Here is a 16,007-nt window from a genome sequence, read left to right as displayed (position 1 = left end):
TTTCTCCAGTTTACTATTCTTTTTATTCAAGGAAGTCTTTACGCATAGGGGTGAAATTATCCAATAACACACCAGGCTTCTTACAAACACAACCATGCATAATATTGGGTTCTTTGTACAACGTATCGCCAGCTTTCACTAAGCGCGTTTCATCGCCGATGGTAAACTCGAACTCACCAGATAAAACATACGTCAATTGTTCGTGAGGATGCTTATGCATAGGGCCTACAGCACCCTCTTCAAAATGCACCTCCACCGTCATAATGTTTTCGCTATAGGCCATGATTTTACGGGATACACCATCACCAAGATCTTCTAGCGGAACATCATTACTTTGAATAAACATACAGGGGCTGCCTCTATTAATTTGTTTCGAGCGACTACACCTAAACCATATTACACAAATATAGAGCATCAACCAAGTTTTTGAAACGATGTTTTAATTTTTAATTTACACCTTTTTATTCAACGTCTACTTTTTATTCAGTGCCTAAATGACGAACAACATTAACGAAACAGAAAACCCAGAACCGTAAGCACTAGCTAAACCTCTGCAAAGCATCACGATTTCTCGCTCTCGCATACAAAGAGAAGAAAAGAGAAAAAACACAATAAATGGCAAGACTAGGGAATACTTACGAAGAAAATGAAGAGCCTGCTCGATAACAGCAAAGCACAGGCCTAAACAAAGCGCATGAAAAATTCACTGTAAAGAGTCTGACAACCTAACACGTGAAAGGAATCTAATGATGAGGTTCTAAATGCATACTTCACCGACCATCATTTCCGGCTCAGCATTGTAGAAATTCGCAATGTCTTCAATGACGGGGTCGGCAACCCGCATCGCACTGTCCAAGCTTGTTTTATCTGCAAATGTCATAGACGCAATCGCATAATATGGAGAAGGTGTTTCAGGCCCACTTGCCAATCCTTTTGTCACCAATGTCATTTCGATGAATTCCCCCATATATTCGGCAACCAGTGGCATATGATGCGAAAAGTAATATTCAAAATCAAAGTCAACGCCATCAACCACAGGATAGAGAACTTGCAAACTGACCGTCATGTCATCACCCTCACAAAATGCCACATATTTTTGCGAAGATAATCACTTTTTTAGAAAAATACTATGCCCTGCATCAGCGTCATATTGATGAAAAAAACTAAATGTATTTTTTAAATACTTACGTGTTTTTAATGCAGAGCATCAGCTCTCTGATAAACTTCTTTCAATTCAAGGTACTTATTGATTACAAGAGCAACGTAACTTATCAACTCGAAGTCTCTGCACATAACAAACTGGCAACGTCACACTTTCGCACACTCTAAATTTTGAATCTGACAACAAAAAAGCCGCAACAAAGGCCCCCCTTTATTGCGGCTTTTTTATAAATTTTGCTCAAAATATCTTTATATCATATAACCTAACATGACAAAGGCAGCAAAACTGATGACCGCACCTAATAAAGCGTATGGCGCCTGAGTCAAAGCGTGTGACATAGGCGAACACCCGGCACCCTGTGCCGCCAGCACCGTCGAATCACTAAAGAAACAAGCGTGACTTCCAAACGATGAAGCAGACAACAAAGCACCAATAACAAGAGGCATATTTGCATCAACATTTAACGCAATAGGCACAACAATCGGGATGGCGATGATAAATGAGCCCCAGCTAGACGCGGTTCCAAATACCACTAACGCCATTACTAGGAAAACAAAAGCAGGCAGAAGTTCAGCCGTCATATAAGGCGCTACAGCGCCAACAACGTACTGAGTCATCCCCAATTGATCGTTTACTTCTTTTAGCATGAAACCCGCCACGACGGTCGATAGCGGATAAAGCATGACTTTAAAACCTTCAAACATGCCCTTAAACTGTTGCTCTAACGAAAGTAATCCTTGTACATAATACAAAACAATCGTAACGCCCAGTGTCAATATCACGCCCCTCAACAAATCGATGTCGTAATATATCGTCGAGAAAATCAGTAATAACATAGGTACGATAAAGTTCATCATGCCAACAAAACTACTGCGGCCAGCTTCACTTTGTGAATTCGCTTCCATTTCATTGCCGTTGAAGTCGTCAGGAATAGGTTGACCATTTAACGCGCGCTGTTCAGCCTTTTTCATCGGCCCAAAGTCACCAATCACATTGGATGCAACTAAGAACACCACCGCTAAGGCAACCCAACCGTAAATCATATAAGGAATAGCAGAAATGTAGACACTCAAGCCTTCGCCCGATGCTGCGAGGTCATTTGCTTCCAACAAGCCTGAAAAGTACACAGCCCAAGTTGAAACTGGAACGAGGATACACATTGGCGCAGCCGTCGAGTCAATAATGTAGGCTAGCTTTTCACGGGACACTTTATAGCTATCCGTTACCTGCTTTACTGAAGAAGACACGGCTAGACAATTTAGGTAATCATCAATAAAGACAACCAAACCAATCAAAAATGTCGTCAATAAAGATTGTTTACGAGACTTGATACAGCCTTTCAGCCAACCACTGAAGCTTCCTAGGCAACCACTGCGCTCGAGCAAAACAATCAACCCGCCCATCAAGCCACATACCAAGACGACCCAAACAATGGTTCCGTCTCCCATTACAGCGGATAAAGTATCGGCCAAAGGCGTCACGACATTACTGTTATCAAGCATGATTAAACCAGCGACAACACCGGTTAAAAGAGCCTCAAAAGGGGCTCGCGATACCAAAGCGACGAGCAAAACAAATATTGTAGGCAACAGAGAGACCGCTCCCCATTCATCTCCTTCGCCGTGCAGTTCTGACAAAAACCAGAACAACGCAAAGCAAGCAAGCGTGATTAACGCCGATGGCAGAATAGAGCGTTTCGGGCGAAAGCCCGACAAAACTCGAATGACTTGTTCCATAGTGTGATCCTTTATTTATAAGGTATTTTTATCAGGAACAGAATATCGAGATTCGTCAACGTTACGATATACCTCCGCGGAGATACCCCTTAGGGAATATTGATGCACCATTCTTCACCGTCAAACTTCTCTCTAACATCCTTACCTTCCTTAACCTCGCTCTAAATATGGACTGATGAGCTATCTCCGTGGACTCACAGGCAAACGGCGACACCTAAATCATTCTATGTTTGTAATTGATCGCTAGAAGTTATCTTTTAGCGATGCACTATCAAATAAAAATATAATGGAAGACGGAGTTTGTTATGAAAGCAGCAGTAGCGAATACATTTGGAGCAACTTTAAACATTGAAGAGGTTGCACTACCTGCGATAGAACCACATCAAGTACTCGTAAAAATCCATGCCTGTGGCGTATGCCATACCGATCTACATGCCTGTCACGGTGATTGGCCAGTAAAACCAACAATGCCTTTAATTCCAGGTCATGAAGGCGCAGGTGAGATTATCGAAGTTGGAAACGCTGTGTCGCATCTAAAAGCAGGAGACCGTGTAGGAGTCCCTTGGCTGTACAGTGCGTGTGGTCATTGCGAGTACTGCCTAAGTGGTAAAGAAAGTCTCTGCTTGTCTCAACAAAATTCTGGCTACTCAGTCAATGGCGGCTATGCCGAATACTGCGCCGCTCATTCTGAATATGTAGTAAAGATTCCAGATAGCATCAGCTACATCGACGCTGCGCCTCTATTTTGCGCTGGAGTAACGACCTATAAGGCCCTTAAAGTATCAGAAGCAAAACCTGGAAATTGGGTCGCTATTTTCGGCATTGGTGGACTAGGGCATCTTGCTGTTCAATACGCCATCGCAATGGGACTGCGTGTCGTAGCCGTTGATACTGGCGAGTCAAAAAAAGAACTTTCATCCTCTTTAGGCGCAGAGCACTTTGTCGACTTTAGGGTAGACAACGTGGTCGAAGATATAAAAGCACTCACGGGCGGGGTACACGGTAGTGTCTGTACAGCCGTTAGTAAAGCCGGCTTCAGACAAAGCTATGACGTGGTTCGAAGGGGCGGAAAATGTGTATTGGTCGGCCTTCCGCCAGAAGACATGCCGTTACCTATTTTTGACACAGTACTAAACGGAGTCAGTGTTGTTGGCTCTATTGTAGGTACACGAAAAGACTTGGAGGAATGTTTAGAGTTCGCAGCCCGAGGAAAAGTTAAAGCCATTATTACCGAGAAAAAGCTCGAGGACATTAATGACATCTTCGCAGATATGGAAAAAGGAGACATTACAGGGCGAATCGTTATGACGATTTGACCCTTAAAGTCTCCTTTTTAGGCGGACCTTTTAAAACAAACTTTTTAAACAATTTATTTTAAACGTTTTTAATAACGTTCCAAAGTCAGGGAAGGTACGAATTAAGTCTTATGAGCTTCAGTCTTATCAGAGAAACAGTCTATTAAGGCGAGAGTGTGCAGGAATGTTAATACCTTTCAATCACTCTTAACGAAGATAGGCTGTTTCTCTGAAAGACCCAAAGGGCGTGCCGTACGTTAAGTTAAATTCGCGCTCTCTTTAATTCTTGTTAACTTTCTTGCCAATATGCTCAATATTGGACAGCGACACTTGCCTCGAGACACTTGCCTCGAATAAAGAAGAGTTATTCACACGCTGAAGCCAGTGGACTTGTTCATACCTTCCCTAGGTAATGCTGCGCCACTATAAATTAGTGCCAATACAAGTTAGTGCTAATATAATGCAAACAAGCTTGGTGATTAACGTCTAGGAAATTTCCAAAAAAGCAAAATGTTTTTAAGCGCTGCGGCGACGTAAGTTAAAGCGCATGCAAACAATATCCGCTTTATTTTTGTTAAATCATTTTCGTCAACATAGCGTCCTTCTCGTAAAATAGGAAGCGCTTTGTTAAAACTCGCATCCCATTCCTCGGGCAAAATCGCAACCTGAACAAAGACAGTTAATAGACCCAATAGAATGACGACCCCAAAATGGAACTGAGGCGCATACGGAATTTGTAAAGCCAAACTAAAAATAGGCCAAAGCAAAAGTATCAGCATAGTGATGCGCTGAAGCACTATTGCCAAAGGTAAATAACGAGTACTTAAGTGAGAAACAGGATCATTTTTTGTATGAGCTATCGCGTGTCCAATCTCATGAGCTGCAACAGCAACGGCGGTTAGTGATTTTTCTCCATAGACATAAGGACTCAACCTTATTTTTTTAGCCAATACATCGAACTGGTCTTTCCCCTCAACCCCCTCCTCAACAGCAACACCTTCGAGCCGAAAGCGACTTATTAAATGCTCCGCCAATTCACCGCCAGTTCCCGAAAGATCAGGTCGCGGCTCACGATATTTTTTCAGAATCAGTTTAACCCAAAGGGCCGGGCCAAAAAATACCAACAAGACAAACGCTATTAATAACACAACATGCATAAATTCACTCCGTTAATCCCTTGTACTTCCTTAAGCTTACGTCATTTTGAATAAGTTACATGATAAAACCACACAAAAAAGCCGAGCAAATGCTCGGCTTTTTATTCGTCTGCCTGCTGTCTATATCGACAACGTTTTTTCTCCGCGAGCAACGCCAGAAACACCCGTTCTAACGACTTCGAGAAGGTGCGTTCCACCTAATGCTTGAAGAAATCCGTCTAGCTTATCAGACTCACCAGCTACCTGAATGGTATAGATAGATGGCGTCATGTCTACGATACTGCCACGGAAAATATCAACCGTTCGTTTCACTTCGGCGCGTTGCGCTCCTGTTGCACGTACTTTAACAAGCATTAGCTCACGCTCTATATGCAATCCTTCGGTCAAGTCCACTAACTTTACGACGTCAATCAGCTTGTTTAATTGCTTCGTGATTTGCTCGACCACTTGATCAGAGCCAAACGTCGTTAATGTGACACGAGACAAAGTTGGATCATCTGTCGCCGCTACGTTCAAAGATTCAATGTTAAAGTTACGTTGAGAGAATAGTCCAACCACACGCGACAAGGCACCCGGCTCGTTCTCCAACAATACTGAGATTATGTGTCGCATATTAGGTTCGCTCCGTTTTACTCAAGAACATATCACGCATAGAGCCACGAGGTACCTGCATTGGGTAAACGTGCTCTTCTGGATCCACAAAACAGTTAATGAAAACAAGTTGATCCTCCATGGCAAATGCCTCTTCCATCTTAGAGTCCAACTCATCTTTAGTACGTATTTCAACGTATTTGTGACGATATGCATCCATTAACGTTTTGAAGTCTGGCAAAGAATCCATGTACGAATTCGAATGACGACCTTCATAGTTCATATCTTGCCACTGGCGAACCATGCCTAAGTAACCATTATTCAGGCATAGAATTTTTACAGGTAATCCATACTGCAAACACGTCGACAGCTCCTGAATATTCATTTGGATACTGCCTTCACCCGTCACACAAACAACTGTTTCATCGGGGAAGTTCATCTTCACACCCATCGCAGCAGGCAAACCAAACCCCATGGTGCCAAGACCACCAGAGTTCACCCAGCGATTAGGCTTATCAAACTTATAATACTGAGCGGCAAACATTTGATGCTGACCGACATCAGACGCAACGAAAGCATCACCTTTTGTCGCTCTCCAACACGCTTCAACCGCAGCTTGAGGTTTAATTTTGTCACCAGCGGTATCATAACGTCCACCATGAACAAGACGCCACTCTTCGATTTGTTTCCACCAAGTCGCCATAGACTCGTCGTTGGAGCGAGCTGGAGCTGCATCGATCAACTCACGCATTTCTTCAAGGACTTGTCGTACTGGACCCACAATTGGCACATCAGCGCGAATTGTTTTAGAAATAGACGCTGGATCAATATCAATATGGACAATTTTCGCGCCTGGGCAAAATTTGTCAGGATCATTCGTTACACGATCATCAAAACGCGCGCCAACCGCAAGAATCAAATCAGAATGATGCATCACCATATTTGCTTCATAGCTACCGTGCATTCCCAGCATACCCACAAACTGTTTGTCAGTCGCAGGGTAGCACCCCAATCCCATTAGGGTATTTGTTACAGGGTACCCTAGGTGTTTCGCCAAAGAAATGAGTTGATCTGACCCTCCTCCCATAATGACGCCGCCACCCGCGTAAATTACTGGACGCTTTGCAGACAACAACAGCTCTACTGCTTTTTTTATTTGTCCACTGTGGCCTTTTGTTGGTGGAGTGTATGACCGCAAAGAGACAGAGTCAGGATAATGGTATTCGAACTTTTCGTTCGGCATTGTCATATCTTTGGGTATATCGACAACCACAGGGCCAGGACGACCAGAACTCGCAATGTAAAATGCTTTTTTCAGAATCTCTGGGATTTCGGATGGGTGCTTTACACTAAAGCTGTGCTTAACAATTGGACGTGACACACCAACCATATCCGTTTCTTGAAATGCATCTTCGCCGATCAAGTAACTCATTACCTGACCACAAATAACAACCATCGGAATAGAATCCATGTAAGCAGTTGCAATGCCCGTGACTGTATTGGTTGCACCAGGTCCGGACGTGACGAGTACGACACCTGGCTTACCGGTTGCACGCGCATAACCGTCTGCCATGTGCGTGGCCGCTTGTTCATGACGCACTAGGACATGCTTCACATCAGATTGACGGTGCAGCGCATCGTAAATATGAAGTGCGGCACCACCTGGATAGCCATAAATATTTTCAACTCCCTCATCTTTAAGGAAGCGGGCGATCATCTCACCACCGGATAATAACTCCACCTTGTTACCCTCTATAGTGTTTATTGTTGTACTACCAAATACGCGCCGTATTGTACCCGTATATGATGAGTAGATAAACGTTGATAAAACGAATTTTGCTAAACCAAAGAGATACCTGAGAGCAGGAAACACTTGTACGCAATAAATCGCAGTTTTTACACTGCCCGCGTGTTTGCGCGAGGATAGCGAGATAGTCATGCATTAAAACTAACATCGCTTGTGTGTATGGCCTAAAATACCATATGAGAAGGGGCTGTTGGCCACTATGAAGAACAATCAGCGGGGTATTGCTGATATAATAGTCGCCTATTATCTCTGTAGTGTTAAATAGAGTCAACCGTTCTCAATTTATAATTTTACGCCACTTGCTCTGTGACTGGCTTCGTGGTGTTATTAGACCATTATTGATTTAGGAGTAATAACTATGGCGTCTGAACTCAATCAGCAACGTATTATTGATGAATTTCTACGTTGTTTTAGAAAAATGTTAATGGAGCCAGAACTGGCAGCTGAGATAGTTCGTATTGCAAAAGAGCATATCAATGATACTGACGCATACCAAAAAATTGCCGAAGAAGTCTCGGCACAAACAACGTTAAAAATACCTGAGGAGCACTCAGAAGCAGACAAAATGTTTATCAATTTATTAATGGACGTTGTAAAAGGTGACTCTCTGCTATACTGATGCGACTTTTTGTAGGTTGTAGAAAATGTGTATTACAGACAACATTTTTCAAAGCTCACATGGCTCTACATAAACAGCGACTTTAATATATTTCTATAACCTACCTGAAGAGCGGAGACCACAGCCTCCCCTCTTCCTCTACGATTAAGACCTTATTGTGTTACCTTCGAATTTACACTCCGCGGATGAGCTAAATAACTTCGCTCAAAAGATAAAAGACTGGGCATTAGAGCTGGGTTTTGCTGACGCGAAGATAGTGAAACCAAGTCTTGAGCAATATAAAGCGCAATATCAGCAATGGATAGACAGTGGCTATCACGGAACAATGGAGTATCTTGCTGACCATGGTGATTTAAGGTTTAAACCAGAGGAGCTTCACGAAGGTACACAACGCGTCATTTCGTTAAGAATGCACTATCTTCCCGAATCTGTTGAAACCGTCAAACGCCTACAAACACCGGAAAAAGCGTATATTGCCCGCTACGCATTAGGACGAGACTATCACAAAGTCATCCGCAAACGCTTAACCACTCTGGCAAAGAGAATTGAGGACGTCATCGGAGACCATGGTTATAGAGCCTTTGTAGACAGCGCTCCAGTTCTCGAAAGACAAATTGCCGAACAAGCTGGAATGGGCTGGATCGGAAAAAATACTCTCCTGTTATCGCCTAAAGCAGGTAGCTGGTTTTTGTTAGGAGAGCTTTTTACAAATTTGCCGCTACCTGTTGATGCGCCAACCCAAACACGCCATTGTGGAAGTTGCGATGCCTGCATTCAGAAATGCCCAACCGACGCCTTTGTCGAACCTTGGGTGCTTGATGCTAGCAAATGCATTTCGTATTTAACCATTGAATACAAGGGCTCCATTCCAGTCGACCTCAGAAGCAAAATGGGAAACCGAATATTTGGGTGCGATGATTGTCAGCTGGTCTGCCCCTGGACAAAGTTTTCGAAGCATACACAAGAAAATGACTTTCAGCCGCGTCACAAACTAGATCAAGCGGACTTAATTGAGCTCTTTTTATGGACTGAGGACGAGTTTTTAGACAAGACTGCAGGGTCGCCAATTAGACGTACAGGTTACGAAAGCTGGCGACGAAACATAGCGATAGCACTTGGTAACGCTCCTTACAACGAAGTCGCTATCAAAGCTTTAGAAAGCCAAAAACCAGCATCTAGTGAACTGCTACAGGAACACATTGAATGGGCTCTTGATATGCAGCAGAGGAAACAACACCGTTAGATTCAGAGTAGCGATATATCCTACTTCCAACCTTGCATCCAAACGGCATTATTTTTAAGCTCAGTCCAATCTAGTAAATATTCACTTTTAGTCATTACCGCCTCTAACGTGCAGGAAATAACAACCCCTTCCTCATCGCGATCAATGTCAGATACTAGAAAGTGCTTTTCTTTATTTTGAGGGTGGACAGCCGTCCATTTGCTATTTAACAGCTTAGCAGGATTGATTGGATTCATTTAGATGTTATCCGTGGGACAAATGTTAACCGTTTAAATTTCCAGCGCACGACACGCTTTTTGTCGAACGGAGAAATATACGCGACAACACCAACAAAAGATTTAATTTTCACAAAATACAGAAGAAATAAAAAAAAGACAGAAAAAGCGCTTAAAAAATAGTAAATGGCCTAGGTGACAGGTGGAAAGTAATAACAGCAACAACACTCTTATTTTGGATTAGACAACGCTTCAAAGGTAAGCTGTTTTTGTTCGACGCTTTTAGCGACTATGACCCGATTTCGGCCACTTTCTTTCGCTTCATACAGTGCCATATCCGCTCTATTTAGGAGCTGATTGCCTGTTTCATCGTCACCCAACCTCGCTACACCGACACTCAATGTGATATGAATTTGCTGGTCTTCAAAATACGCTGTGTCAATCGATTGGCGTAGAATTTCACCCATACCTCTGGCACGCTGTTCATCATAGTAAGGCAGTAAAACAGCAAACTCTTCACCGCCCCAACGAGCTAAAATACCGTGATCCCCTAAGGTCTCTGAAAGAGATTGGGCAACGTGTTTCAACACTTGATCCCCAACCTGATGGCCATATTGATCGTTCACGTTTTTAAAGTCATCAAGATCAATAAGCAATAAAGAAAGGTTGGTTTTCCTTCGTTGTGATACGGCAACATTTTCACGGAAGAGAAGATCAAATCGCGTTCGGTTATAAACCTGAGTGAGGGAGTCCGTATTCGCAAGTGTCGATAAATGCTGGTTTAGCTGAACCAATGTATTGTTCTTTTCTTCCAATGAAAGTGTCTTTTCTCGCACTTTCTCTTCAAGTTGTTCGTTCATTCTTTCAACTTGGTTTCGAGAGACAACTAACGACGTAATGACTCGATTAATATCCACGAGTATACGGCGATATTCCGAAAAGCCAGACAGAATGGGGTCTCCGGCTAAAGGTGTTGGGTTCTTCAAATTCAGAATTTCCAGATCTCGACTCAACAGCTGTATCGCTCGTCGAATAAAGCGCACCACTAAAAATTTAAACAATGCCCATAAGAACAATAATTGGACAACCAATAAAACGAGATACGATTGGGCTTTATAGAGAAGTGCATCATAGATTGGCTGAAGAGGGGCGGAAGTGGTGACAGAAATAATGCCAAGTTGAACATTACTAACACTCGTAGACCATTGGCGTCGAGGCGTATCGGCGGAAGAAACCTCCGTTTTAAACCAAAGTGTGTCCGTCGATTTCGTTGCAATGCCCACATTAAACTCATCGTTTAACGCGATAGCATCAAGAGTCCCCATATGTGCGACCAAATCACCTAAACTCGCCGTCGAAACATCCTGTAATTTTTCTGCAACAAACTTTCCGTAGATTTTAGCTTGCTCGGCCTGAATGTTTTTTTGGTTTTCGAAGAAAAACACCAACATAATGCCAAACACAAAAACAGCCGACAGAAAGTAACATGCTAATGCTTTGTGTAAAATAAAACTTGCAAGCGTTCGGTTCGTATTCACTGTTTACCCGTCACATCCGTATATATCGTAAGACAATAAATTTAGACACCCCTGATTAATCATCCTTATTATTTCAACTAAAATGAAGTCGAATTTCAGGGCCCTTCAACGAAAAGATTCGGTATTCTAAACAAAATTGATGAATTTGTGTACAATTCTTAAGTAAAGTTTTCACTTTTTTGATATCAAGCAAACTTTAACGTCCTTTATCTTCACGTCAAATCGTACAACTCACTTTTTCGTAGAAGGCCCTCTTGCGCTGTCGAAGCTATTAAAACCCCGTCTCTGTTATATATTTGACCTCTAACAAAACCACGTGAAGCGCTCGCCGATGGACTGTCCGCCACATAAAGTAACCAATCATCTAACCTAAAAGGACGATGGAACCAGATAGAATGATCTAAACTGGCAATATTCAGCTGAGGGTTACCAATAGAAATTCCGTGGGGCTGTAAAGCCGTTTCCAAAAAGCCATAGTCCGTCGTGTAAGCAAGCATAGATTGATGAATAAATGGATCATCAGGAAGTGCATCGATACTTCTCATCCAAATATGCCGTTTCCCTATGCCTGCTCTAGGCCTAAAGGGGTTTTGGTTCTCTACTATTCGATACTCAATGGGTCTGTCTGCGGTCAGGAGCCCTCTTATTTTCGAAGGAATCTCTTCTGCATGTAAGCGATACAAACTTAACTCTGACTTAAAGTTTTCAGGCCCCGGAACCTGAGGCATTGCATCTTGATGCTCCAAGCCGTTTTCTTCAATATGAAATGACGCGGTCATTACTAATATCGTTTTACCTAACTGAGAGGCAATAATACGACGTACACTAAAACTGCGACCGTCACGCACGCGTTCGACTTCATATTCTATCGGTTGAGCAGCATCGCCCGGACGAATAAAATAACAATGTAAGGAATGAGGCACTCTCCCTTCAACTGTCTGTGACGCTGCGCTGAGCGCTTGCCCAATAACCTGCCCACCAAACACTTTAGGAAAACCCAAGTCTTGGCTCATACCAACAAACTGATCGTCGGACCTTTTTTCCAAAGACAACAGATCAATTAGACCACTTAATACGGGGTTCATGACGACCTCTACTCAATTCTCTTCTACACTTTTCTATAAGATGTTAACACCAAGTTTAGCTGAAAGGGCATACCTTAAAATAATCGAGGCATTTGCCCCAGCAACTTTAAACATTTTTGCCAAAATGGCTTTTTTCTGGTTTGATTGGTGGGTTAACTCAGAGAGGCGTCACCTTGTCTAACCATACACTTATTGATCCATTTGGAAGGTCCATTGACTATCTACGGATATCCGTTACAGATAAATGCGATTTTCGATGCACATATTGTATGGACGAAGATGTGACCTTCTTACCGAGAAGCCACATATTAACGCTCGAAGAAATTGTTACTGTCGCACAAACGTTTGTAAAAATGGGATCAAAAAAAATCCGCATCACTGGCGGAGAACCACTCGTACGTAAAAATATTCTCTGGGCTTTAGAAAAGATCGCCAATACTGACGGCTTAGAAGAACTCACGTTAACCACCAACGGCTCTCAACTTGAACGTATGGCTGGCTCCCTTTTTAACGTAGGCGTCTCTCGAATAAACATAAGCCTAGATACCCTTAGCCGGACAAAATTTGAAGCATTGACCCGCAGAGACAAGTTTGATCAGGTTGTTCGAGGTATAGATAAAGCCACTCAACTTCCATTTAAGCGCTTAAAGTTAAACAGCGTGATTCTAAAAAATCATAATGATAGCGAAATACTGGATCTTGCTGATTTTGCGCTTCATCGCGCGATGGATATCAGTTTTATAGAAGAAATGCCATTGGGTGTCATCAGTCATCATGACCGCGCCGCTGCCTATATATCGAGTGACGATATATACACTCAACTGAGTTCACGTTACACCTTAGAAAAAAGCAACCTCAAAACGGGTGGGCCTAGTCGCTATTACGATGTAGATAGCTTCGATAATAAAATTGGGTTAATTTCGCCACACAGCCATAACTTCTGTAGCACATGCAATCGCGTTAGACTCACCGCAGAAGGTAAACTATTGCTTTGCCTCGGCAACGAACATTCCATGGACCTAAAGCCTACTTTGCGGGACAAAAATGCGAATATAGAAACGTTAAAAGCGAGCATTCATAGCGCACTCTCGCTTAAACCAGAACGTCATTATTTTGACTTAAATGAAAAGCCTCAAATCTTGCGTTTCATGAGCGCAACTGGAGGCTAAATAGGAATATTTCATGTCTAAATCATCTTCACCATTTCGCCCCCTTAACATTTGCGTACTAACCGTTTCAGATACTCGAACACCTGAAAATGACACTTCTGGAGACGCCTTAGTATCCCTTCTTTCTGACTCTGGGCACACACTAAAAGACAGAGCAATTGTAAAAGACGACGTCTATCAAATGCGCGCGATTGTTTCTCAATGGATCGCAAACGAAGAGGCGCATGTCATTCTAATGACCGGCGGGACGGGGTTTTATTCAAGAGACAGCACCCCTGAAGCAATAATACCCTTACTCGATAAAGAAATTGACGGATTCGGAGAATTATTTAGACACATTTCATACCATGAAATAGGTACATCGACGATTCAATCGCGTGCGCTCGCTGGACTCGCAAATAAAACGCTTGTCTTTTGTTTACCAGGCTCTACCGGTGCCTGCAAAACGGCGTGGAATAACGTTATCAAGGAGCAGCTCGACGCATCGCACAGGCCTTGTAACTTTGTAGAAATGCTACTCAGTCCACGTATGTAGTATTTTCAGCACAGAATCAATAAAACTCGTTAACGGCGTACGTAGCAGTTAAACAAAATAAAGTTGGAATGAACCACATGCCCCCCAAAATGATGCCTTTTGAAGAAGCGCTCACTTTTTTTCAAACCTGCCTGCCAACGCTGGTCGAAAAGGAAACCGTCCCGCTTGCTTCAGCGCTTGGAAAAGTGCTAGCCGAAGACATAGTCTCTCCCATTAACGTTCCTCCAGCTGCAAACAGTGCTATGGACGGGTACGCACTCAATATCGATCAAGCCTCAGAGCACGCAGATACAAAACAAACACCATTTCAAGTCTCTCAACGCATTCCAGCAGGGCATGCTCCGAGCCCACTCGTAACAGGTACCGTGGCTCGCATCTTTACTGGGGCTGAAATCCCTCTTGGGGCGAATGCCGTCATCATGCAGGAAGAGGTTCGAGTTAATAGCGATGATACGATCTCTCTTTTGAGGCTACCAAGCGCAAATGAAAATATTCGCCCAAAGGGTCAGGATGTAGCGAGCGGGCAATCAATCTTACATTCTGGCCAGCACCTTAACGCAATGGATATTGGCTTATTAGCGAGCATCGGCATAAACAGGGTCACTATTTTCAAGCCCCTTCAAGTCGGTATACTCACAACAGGCGATGAACTTATCGCTCCAGGAACACCTCTACAAGATGGGCAAATATACAATTCAAATGGCCCAATGTTACAAGGGCTTTTGACTCAGTCTGGATATCAGGTTATTGATGTTACTCATTGCTTAGATGATAAAGCAGCAACCGAAAGTGCGCTACAAAACTTGGCAAATAAGGTTGATATCATTCTCTCTTCAGGCGGCGTATCGGTGGGAGAAGAAGACTATGTTAAGGACGCTATAGAGCGCAATGGCACAATCAATCTATGGAAAGTCGCGATGAAACCGGGGAAACCCATTGTCATCGCAAAGGTATTTAATACACCACTCATCGGCTTACCAGGAAACCCAAGCTCAACACTGGTGACCTATCATTGGCTCGCCAACGCGGCGTTGAAAAGAGCATCTGGTCAAGCGATCCAGCGCCCAAAACCCATACCAGTGAAGGCAAGTTTCAGTAGAAACAAAACCATTTCTAGAGATGAATTCCTCAGAGTATCAATACAGAACGGACAGGCCAAGCCCCACCCACAACAGAGTTCAGGTGCCTTACTACCTGCATGCGAATCAGATGGTTACCTTCACATTCCAGCAGGCTTTGAGATAAATCAAGAAGATAGTTACGACTTTTACCCTTTTTCAACCTTTTAAACTACACTGAATTAAGAGAGTAGGAGCGCTTACTCGTGTTGGTAGTCGATATTTTCATTTTGACTTATCTCTAAGATATAGGTGGATGTATGCGAGATATAGAATGGGAGAATGCGCTTTATGATCATCAACATATGATGATAAAGCGATTGGATGCTCATAGAAAAAAGAATAAGACGGAAAGTCTTTCCAATGATGAACGAATGGCTGTCGAACATTCATTTCAGCTTCTCGTCGCATCCATGTTAGACCTTGCTAAATACGTTCTTAAAAACCACTACAATGTCGATGTAGAAACGAGAGATCAGGTATTAGATGAACTAATCAAACATAAAGATGTGACCTATGAACAAGGTCAACAGATTGCATCCCTTATAAAAATCCGAGATCAGATTCTAAACGATTACCTTGAGCAAAACTTTACGGGGCTAGACGATGCGCTCAAAATCAAACGTTATGCGCTGGTTGAAGTCCTCACGAAAGAATGGACAGCACGCCTAGAAGCTTAGTGGGACCTCAGATATTTCAAAGACTCGAACATAACAAAAGAGCCCCTTCTGGCAATA

The 16,007-nt window shown here is 43.0% G+C and carries 16 protein-coding genes; 7 read left to right on the top strand and 9 right to left on the bottom strand.

The genetic code is table 11. From position 1 onward, the window contains the following. Positions 1-22 precede the first annotated feature (22 nt). From MARME_RS06075 to MARME_RS06065, 3 genes are all read right to left on the bottom strand, one after another. Positions 23-346, bottom strand: coding sequence for a cupin domain-containing protein (locus tag MARME_RS06075; RefSeq protein ID WP_013660381.1), 324 nt, complete (start codon positions 344-346; stop codon positions 23-25). Positions 347-757: 411 nt separating this feature from the next. After that, positions 758-1,066 carry an EthD family reductase gene (locus tag MARME_RS06070; RefSeq protein ID WP_013660380.1) on the bottom strand — a complete coding sequence of 103 codons (309 nt, stop codon included), beginning with the start codon at positions 1,064-1,066 and terminating at the stop codon, positions 758-760. A gap of 344 nt (positions 1,067-1,410) precedes the next feature. Next, positions 1,411-2,898: a Na+/H+ antiporter NhaC family protein gene (locus tag MARME_RS06065; protein ID WP_013660379.1), complete on the bottom strand. Its 1,488-nt coding sequence runs from the start codon at positions 2,896-2,898 to the stop codon at positions 1,411-1,413. Between the two features lie 305 nt (positions 2,899-3,203). Here MARME_RS06065 and adhP point away from each other — a divergent pair, with 305 nt between their 5' ends. Beyond that, on the top strand, positions 3,204-4,214 hold the full coding sequence (gene adhP / locus MARME_RS06060) for an alcohol dehydrogenase AdhP (protein ID WP_013660378.1): 1,011 nt from the start codon (positions 3,204-3,206) through the stop codon (positions 4,212-4,214). A gap of 458 nt (positions 4,215-4,672) precedes the next feature. Here adhP and MARME_RS06055 read toward each other — a convergent pair whose 3' ends face one another. From MARME_RS06055 to MARME_RS06045, 3 genes are all read right to left on the bottom strand, one after another. Next, complete coding sequence (locus tag MARME_RS06055; protein ID WP_013660377.1) at positions 4,673-5,350, bottom strand: zinc metallopeptidase; 678 nt, start codon at positions 5,348-5,350, stop codon at positions 4,673-4,675. Positions 5,351-5,470: 120 nt separating this feature from the next. Continuing rightward, positions 5,471-5,962 (bottom strand): acetolactate synthase small subunit, encoded by a 492-nt coding sequence (ilvN, locus tag MARME_RS06050; protein ID WP_013660376.1) that lies wholly within the window; start codon positions 5,960-5,962, stop codon positions 5,471-5,473. Between the two features lies 1 nt (position 5,963). Beyond that, entirely contained in the window at positions 5,964-7,682 is a 1,719-nt protein-coding gene (locus MARME_RS06045; RefSeq protein ID WP_013660375.1) for an acetolactate synthase 3 large subunit, read from the bottom strand. Positions 7,683-8,106: 424 nt separating this feature from the next. Between MARME_RS06045 and MARME_RS06040 the strand changes: the two genes are divergently transcribed. Together MARME_RS06040 and queG are read left to right on the top strand one after the other, a co-directional pair. Then, entirely contained in the window at positions 8,107-8,367 is a 261-nt protein-coding gene (locus tag MARME_RS06040) for a hypothetical protein (protein WP_013660374.1), read from the top strand. Between the two features lie 157 nt (positions 8,368-8,524). Next, positions 8,525-9,610, top strand: coding sequence for a tRNA epoxyqueuosine(34) reductase QueG (gene queG, locus MARME_RS06035; RefSeq protein WP_013660373.1), 1,086 nt, complete (start codon positions 8,525-8,527; stop codon positions 9,608-9,610). A 20-nt stretch (positions 9,611-9,630) separates the two neighbouring features. Here queG and MARME_RS06030 read toward each other — a convergent pair whose 3' ends face one another. The 3 genes from MARME_RS06030 to MARME_RS06020 form a co-directional block, all read right to left on the bottom strand. Further along, entirely contained in the window at positions 9,631-9,846 is a 216-nt protein-coding gene (locus tag MARME_RS06030) for a TIGR02450 family Trp-rich protein (RefSeq protein WP_013660372.1), read from the bottom strand. 209 nt (positions 9,847-10,055) lie between these two features. Then, positions 10,056-11,363: a GGDEF domain-containing protein gene (locus tag MARME_RS21385; protein WP_013660371.1), complete on the bottom strand. Its 1,308-nt coding sequence runs from the start codon at positions 11,361-11,363 to the stop codon at positions 10,056-10,058. Positions 11,364-11,575: 212 nt separating this feature from the next. After that, a complete protein-coding gene (locus MARME_RS06020; protein WP_013660370.1) occupies positions 11,576-12,448 on the bottom strand; it encodes an acyl-CoA thioesterase in 873 nt (290 codons plus the stop codon). A gap of 173 nt (positions 12,449-12,621) precedes the next feature. Here MARME_RS06020 and moaA point away from each other — a divergent pair, with 173 nt between their 5' ends. From moaA to MARME_RS06000, 4 genes are all read left to right on the top strand, one after another. Beyond that, positions 12,622-13,617 (top strand): GTP 3',8-cyclase MoaA, encoded by a 996-nt coding sequence (gene moaA / locus MARME_RS06015; RefSeq protein WP_013660369.1) that lies wholly within the window; start codon positions 12,622-12,624, stop codon positions 13,615-13,617. 13 nt (positions 13,618-13,630) lie between these two features. Next, a complete protein-coding gene (gene moaB / locus MARME_RS06010) occupies positions 13,631-14,152 on the top strand; it encodes a molybdenum cofactor biosynthesis protein B (protein WP_013660368.1) in 522 nt (173 codons plus the stop codon). A gap of 77 nt (positions 14,153-14,229) precedes the next feature. Beyond that, positions 14,230-15,441, top strand: coding sequence for a molybdopterin molybdotransferase MoeA (locus MARME_RS06005; RefSeq protein ID WP_013660367.1), 1,212 nt, complete (start codon positions 14,230-14,232; stop codon positions 15,439-15,441). Positions 15,442-15,530: 89 nt separating this feature from the next. Beyond that, positions 15,531-15,950: a HepT-like ribonuclease domain-containing protein gene (locus tag MARME_RS06000; protein WP_013660366.1), complete on the top strand. Its 420-nt coding sequence runs from the start codon at positions 15,531-15,533 to the stop codon at positions 15,948-15,950. Positions 15,951-16,007: the final 57 nt, after the last annotated feature.

The sequence above is a fragment of the Marinomonas mediterranea MMB-1 genome (genome assembly GCF_000192865.1).
Taxonomy (GTDB): domain Bacteria; phylum Pseudomonadota; class Gammaproteobacteria; order Pseudomonadales; family Marinomonadaceae; genus Marinomonas; species Marinomonas mediterranea.
Note: the sequence above shows the minus strand (reverse complement) of the source record. Positions and strands in the feature narration are given on the sequence as shown.

What these genes read in the sequence shown, in the direction of transcription:
- MARME_RS06030 (WP_013660372.1), bottom strand. Translation starts at nt 9,846, where the DNA reads ATGAATCCAATCAATCCTGCTAAGCTGTTAAATAGCAAATGGACGGCT.
- adhP (WP_013660378.1), top strand. Translation starts at nt 3,204, where the DNA reads ATGAAAGCAGCAGTAGCGAATACATTTGGAGCAACTTTAAACATTGAA.
- MARME_RS06055 (WP_013660377.1), bottom strand. Translation starts at nt 5,350, where the DNA reads ATGCATGTTGTGTTATTAATAGCGTTTGTCTTGTTGGTATTTTTTGGC.
- ilvN (WP_013660376.1), bottom strand. Translation starts at nt 5,962, where the DNA reads ATGCGACACATAATCTCAGTATTGTTGGAGAACGAGCCGGGTGCCTTG.
- MARME_RS06075 (WP_013660381.1), bottom strand. Translation starts at nt 346, where the DNA reads ATGTTTATTCAAAGTAATGATGTTCCGCTAGAAGATCTTGGTGATGGT.
- MARME_RS06005 (WP_013660367.1), top strand. Translation starts at nt 14,230, where the DNA reads ATGCCCCCCAAAATGATGCCTTTTGAAGAAGCGCTCACTTTTTTTCAA.
- MARME_RS06070 (WP_013660380.1), bottom strand. Translation starts at nt 1,066, where the DNA reads ATGACGGTCAGTTTGCAAGTTCTCTATCCTGTGGTTGATGGCGTTGAC.
- MARME_RS06000 (WP_013660366.1), top strand. Translation starts at nt 15,531, where the DNA reads ATGCGAGATATAGAATGGGAGAATGCGCTTTATGATCATCAACATATG.
- moaB (WP_013660368.1), top strand. Translation starts at nt 13,631, where the DNA reads ATGTCTAAATCATCTTCACCATTTCGCCCCCTTAACATTTGCGTACTA.
- MARME_RS06065 (WP_013660379.1), bottom strand. Translation starts at nt 2,898, where the DNA reads ATGGAACAAGTCATTCGAGTTTTGTCGGGCTTTCGCCCGAAACGCTCT.
- MARME_RS06040 (WP_013660374.1), top strand. Translation starts at nt 8,107, where the DNA reads ATGGCGTCTGAACTCAATCAGCAACGTATTATTGATGAATTTCTACGT.
- MARME_RS06020 (WP_013660370.1), bottom strand. Translation starts at nt 12,448, where the DNA reads ATGAACCCCGTATTAAGTGGTCTAATTGATCTGTTGTCTTTGGAAAAA.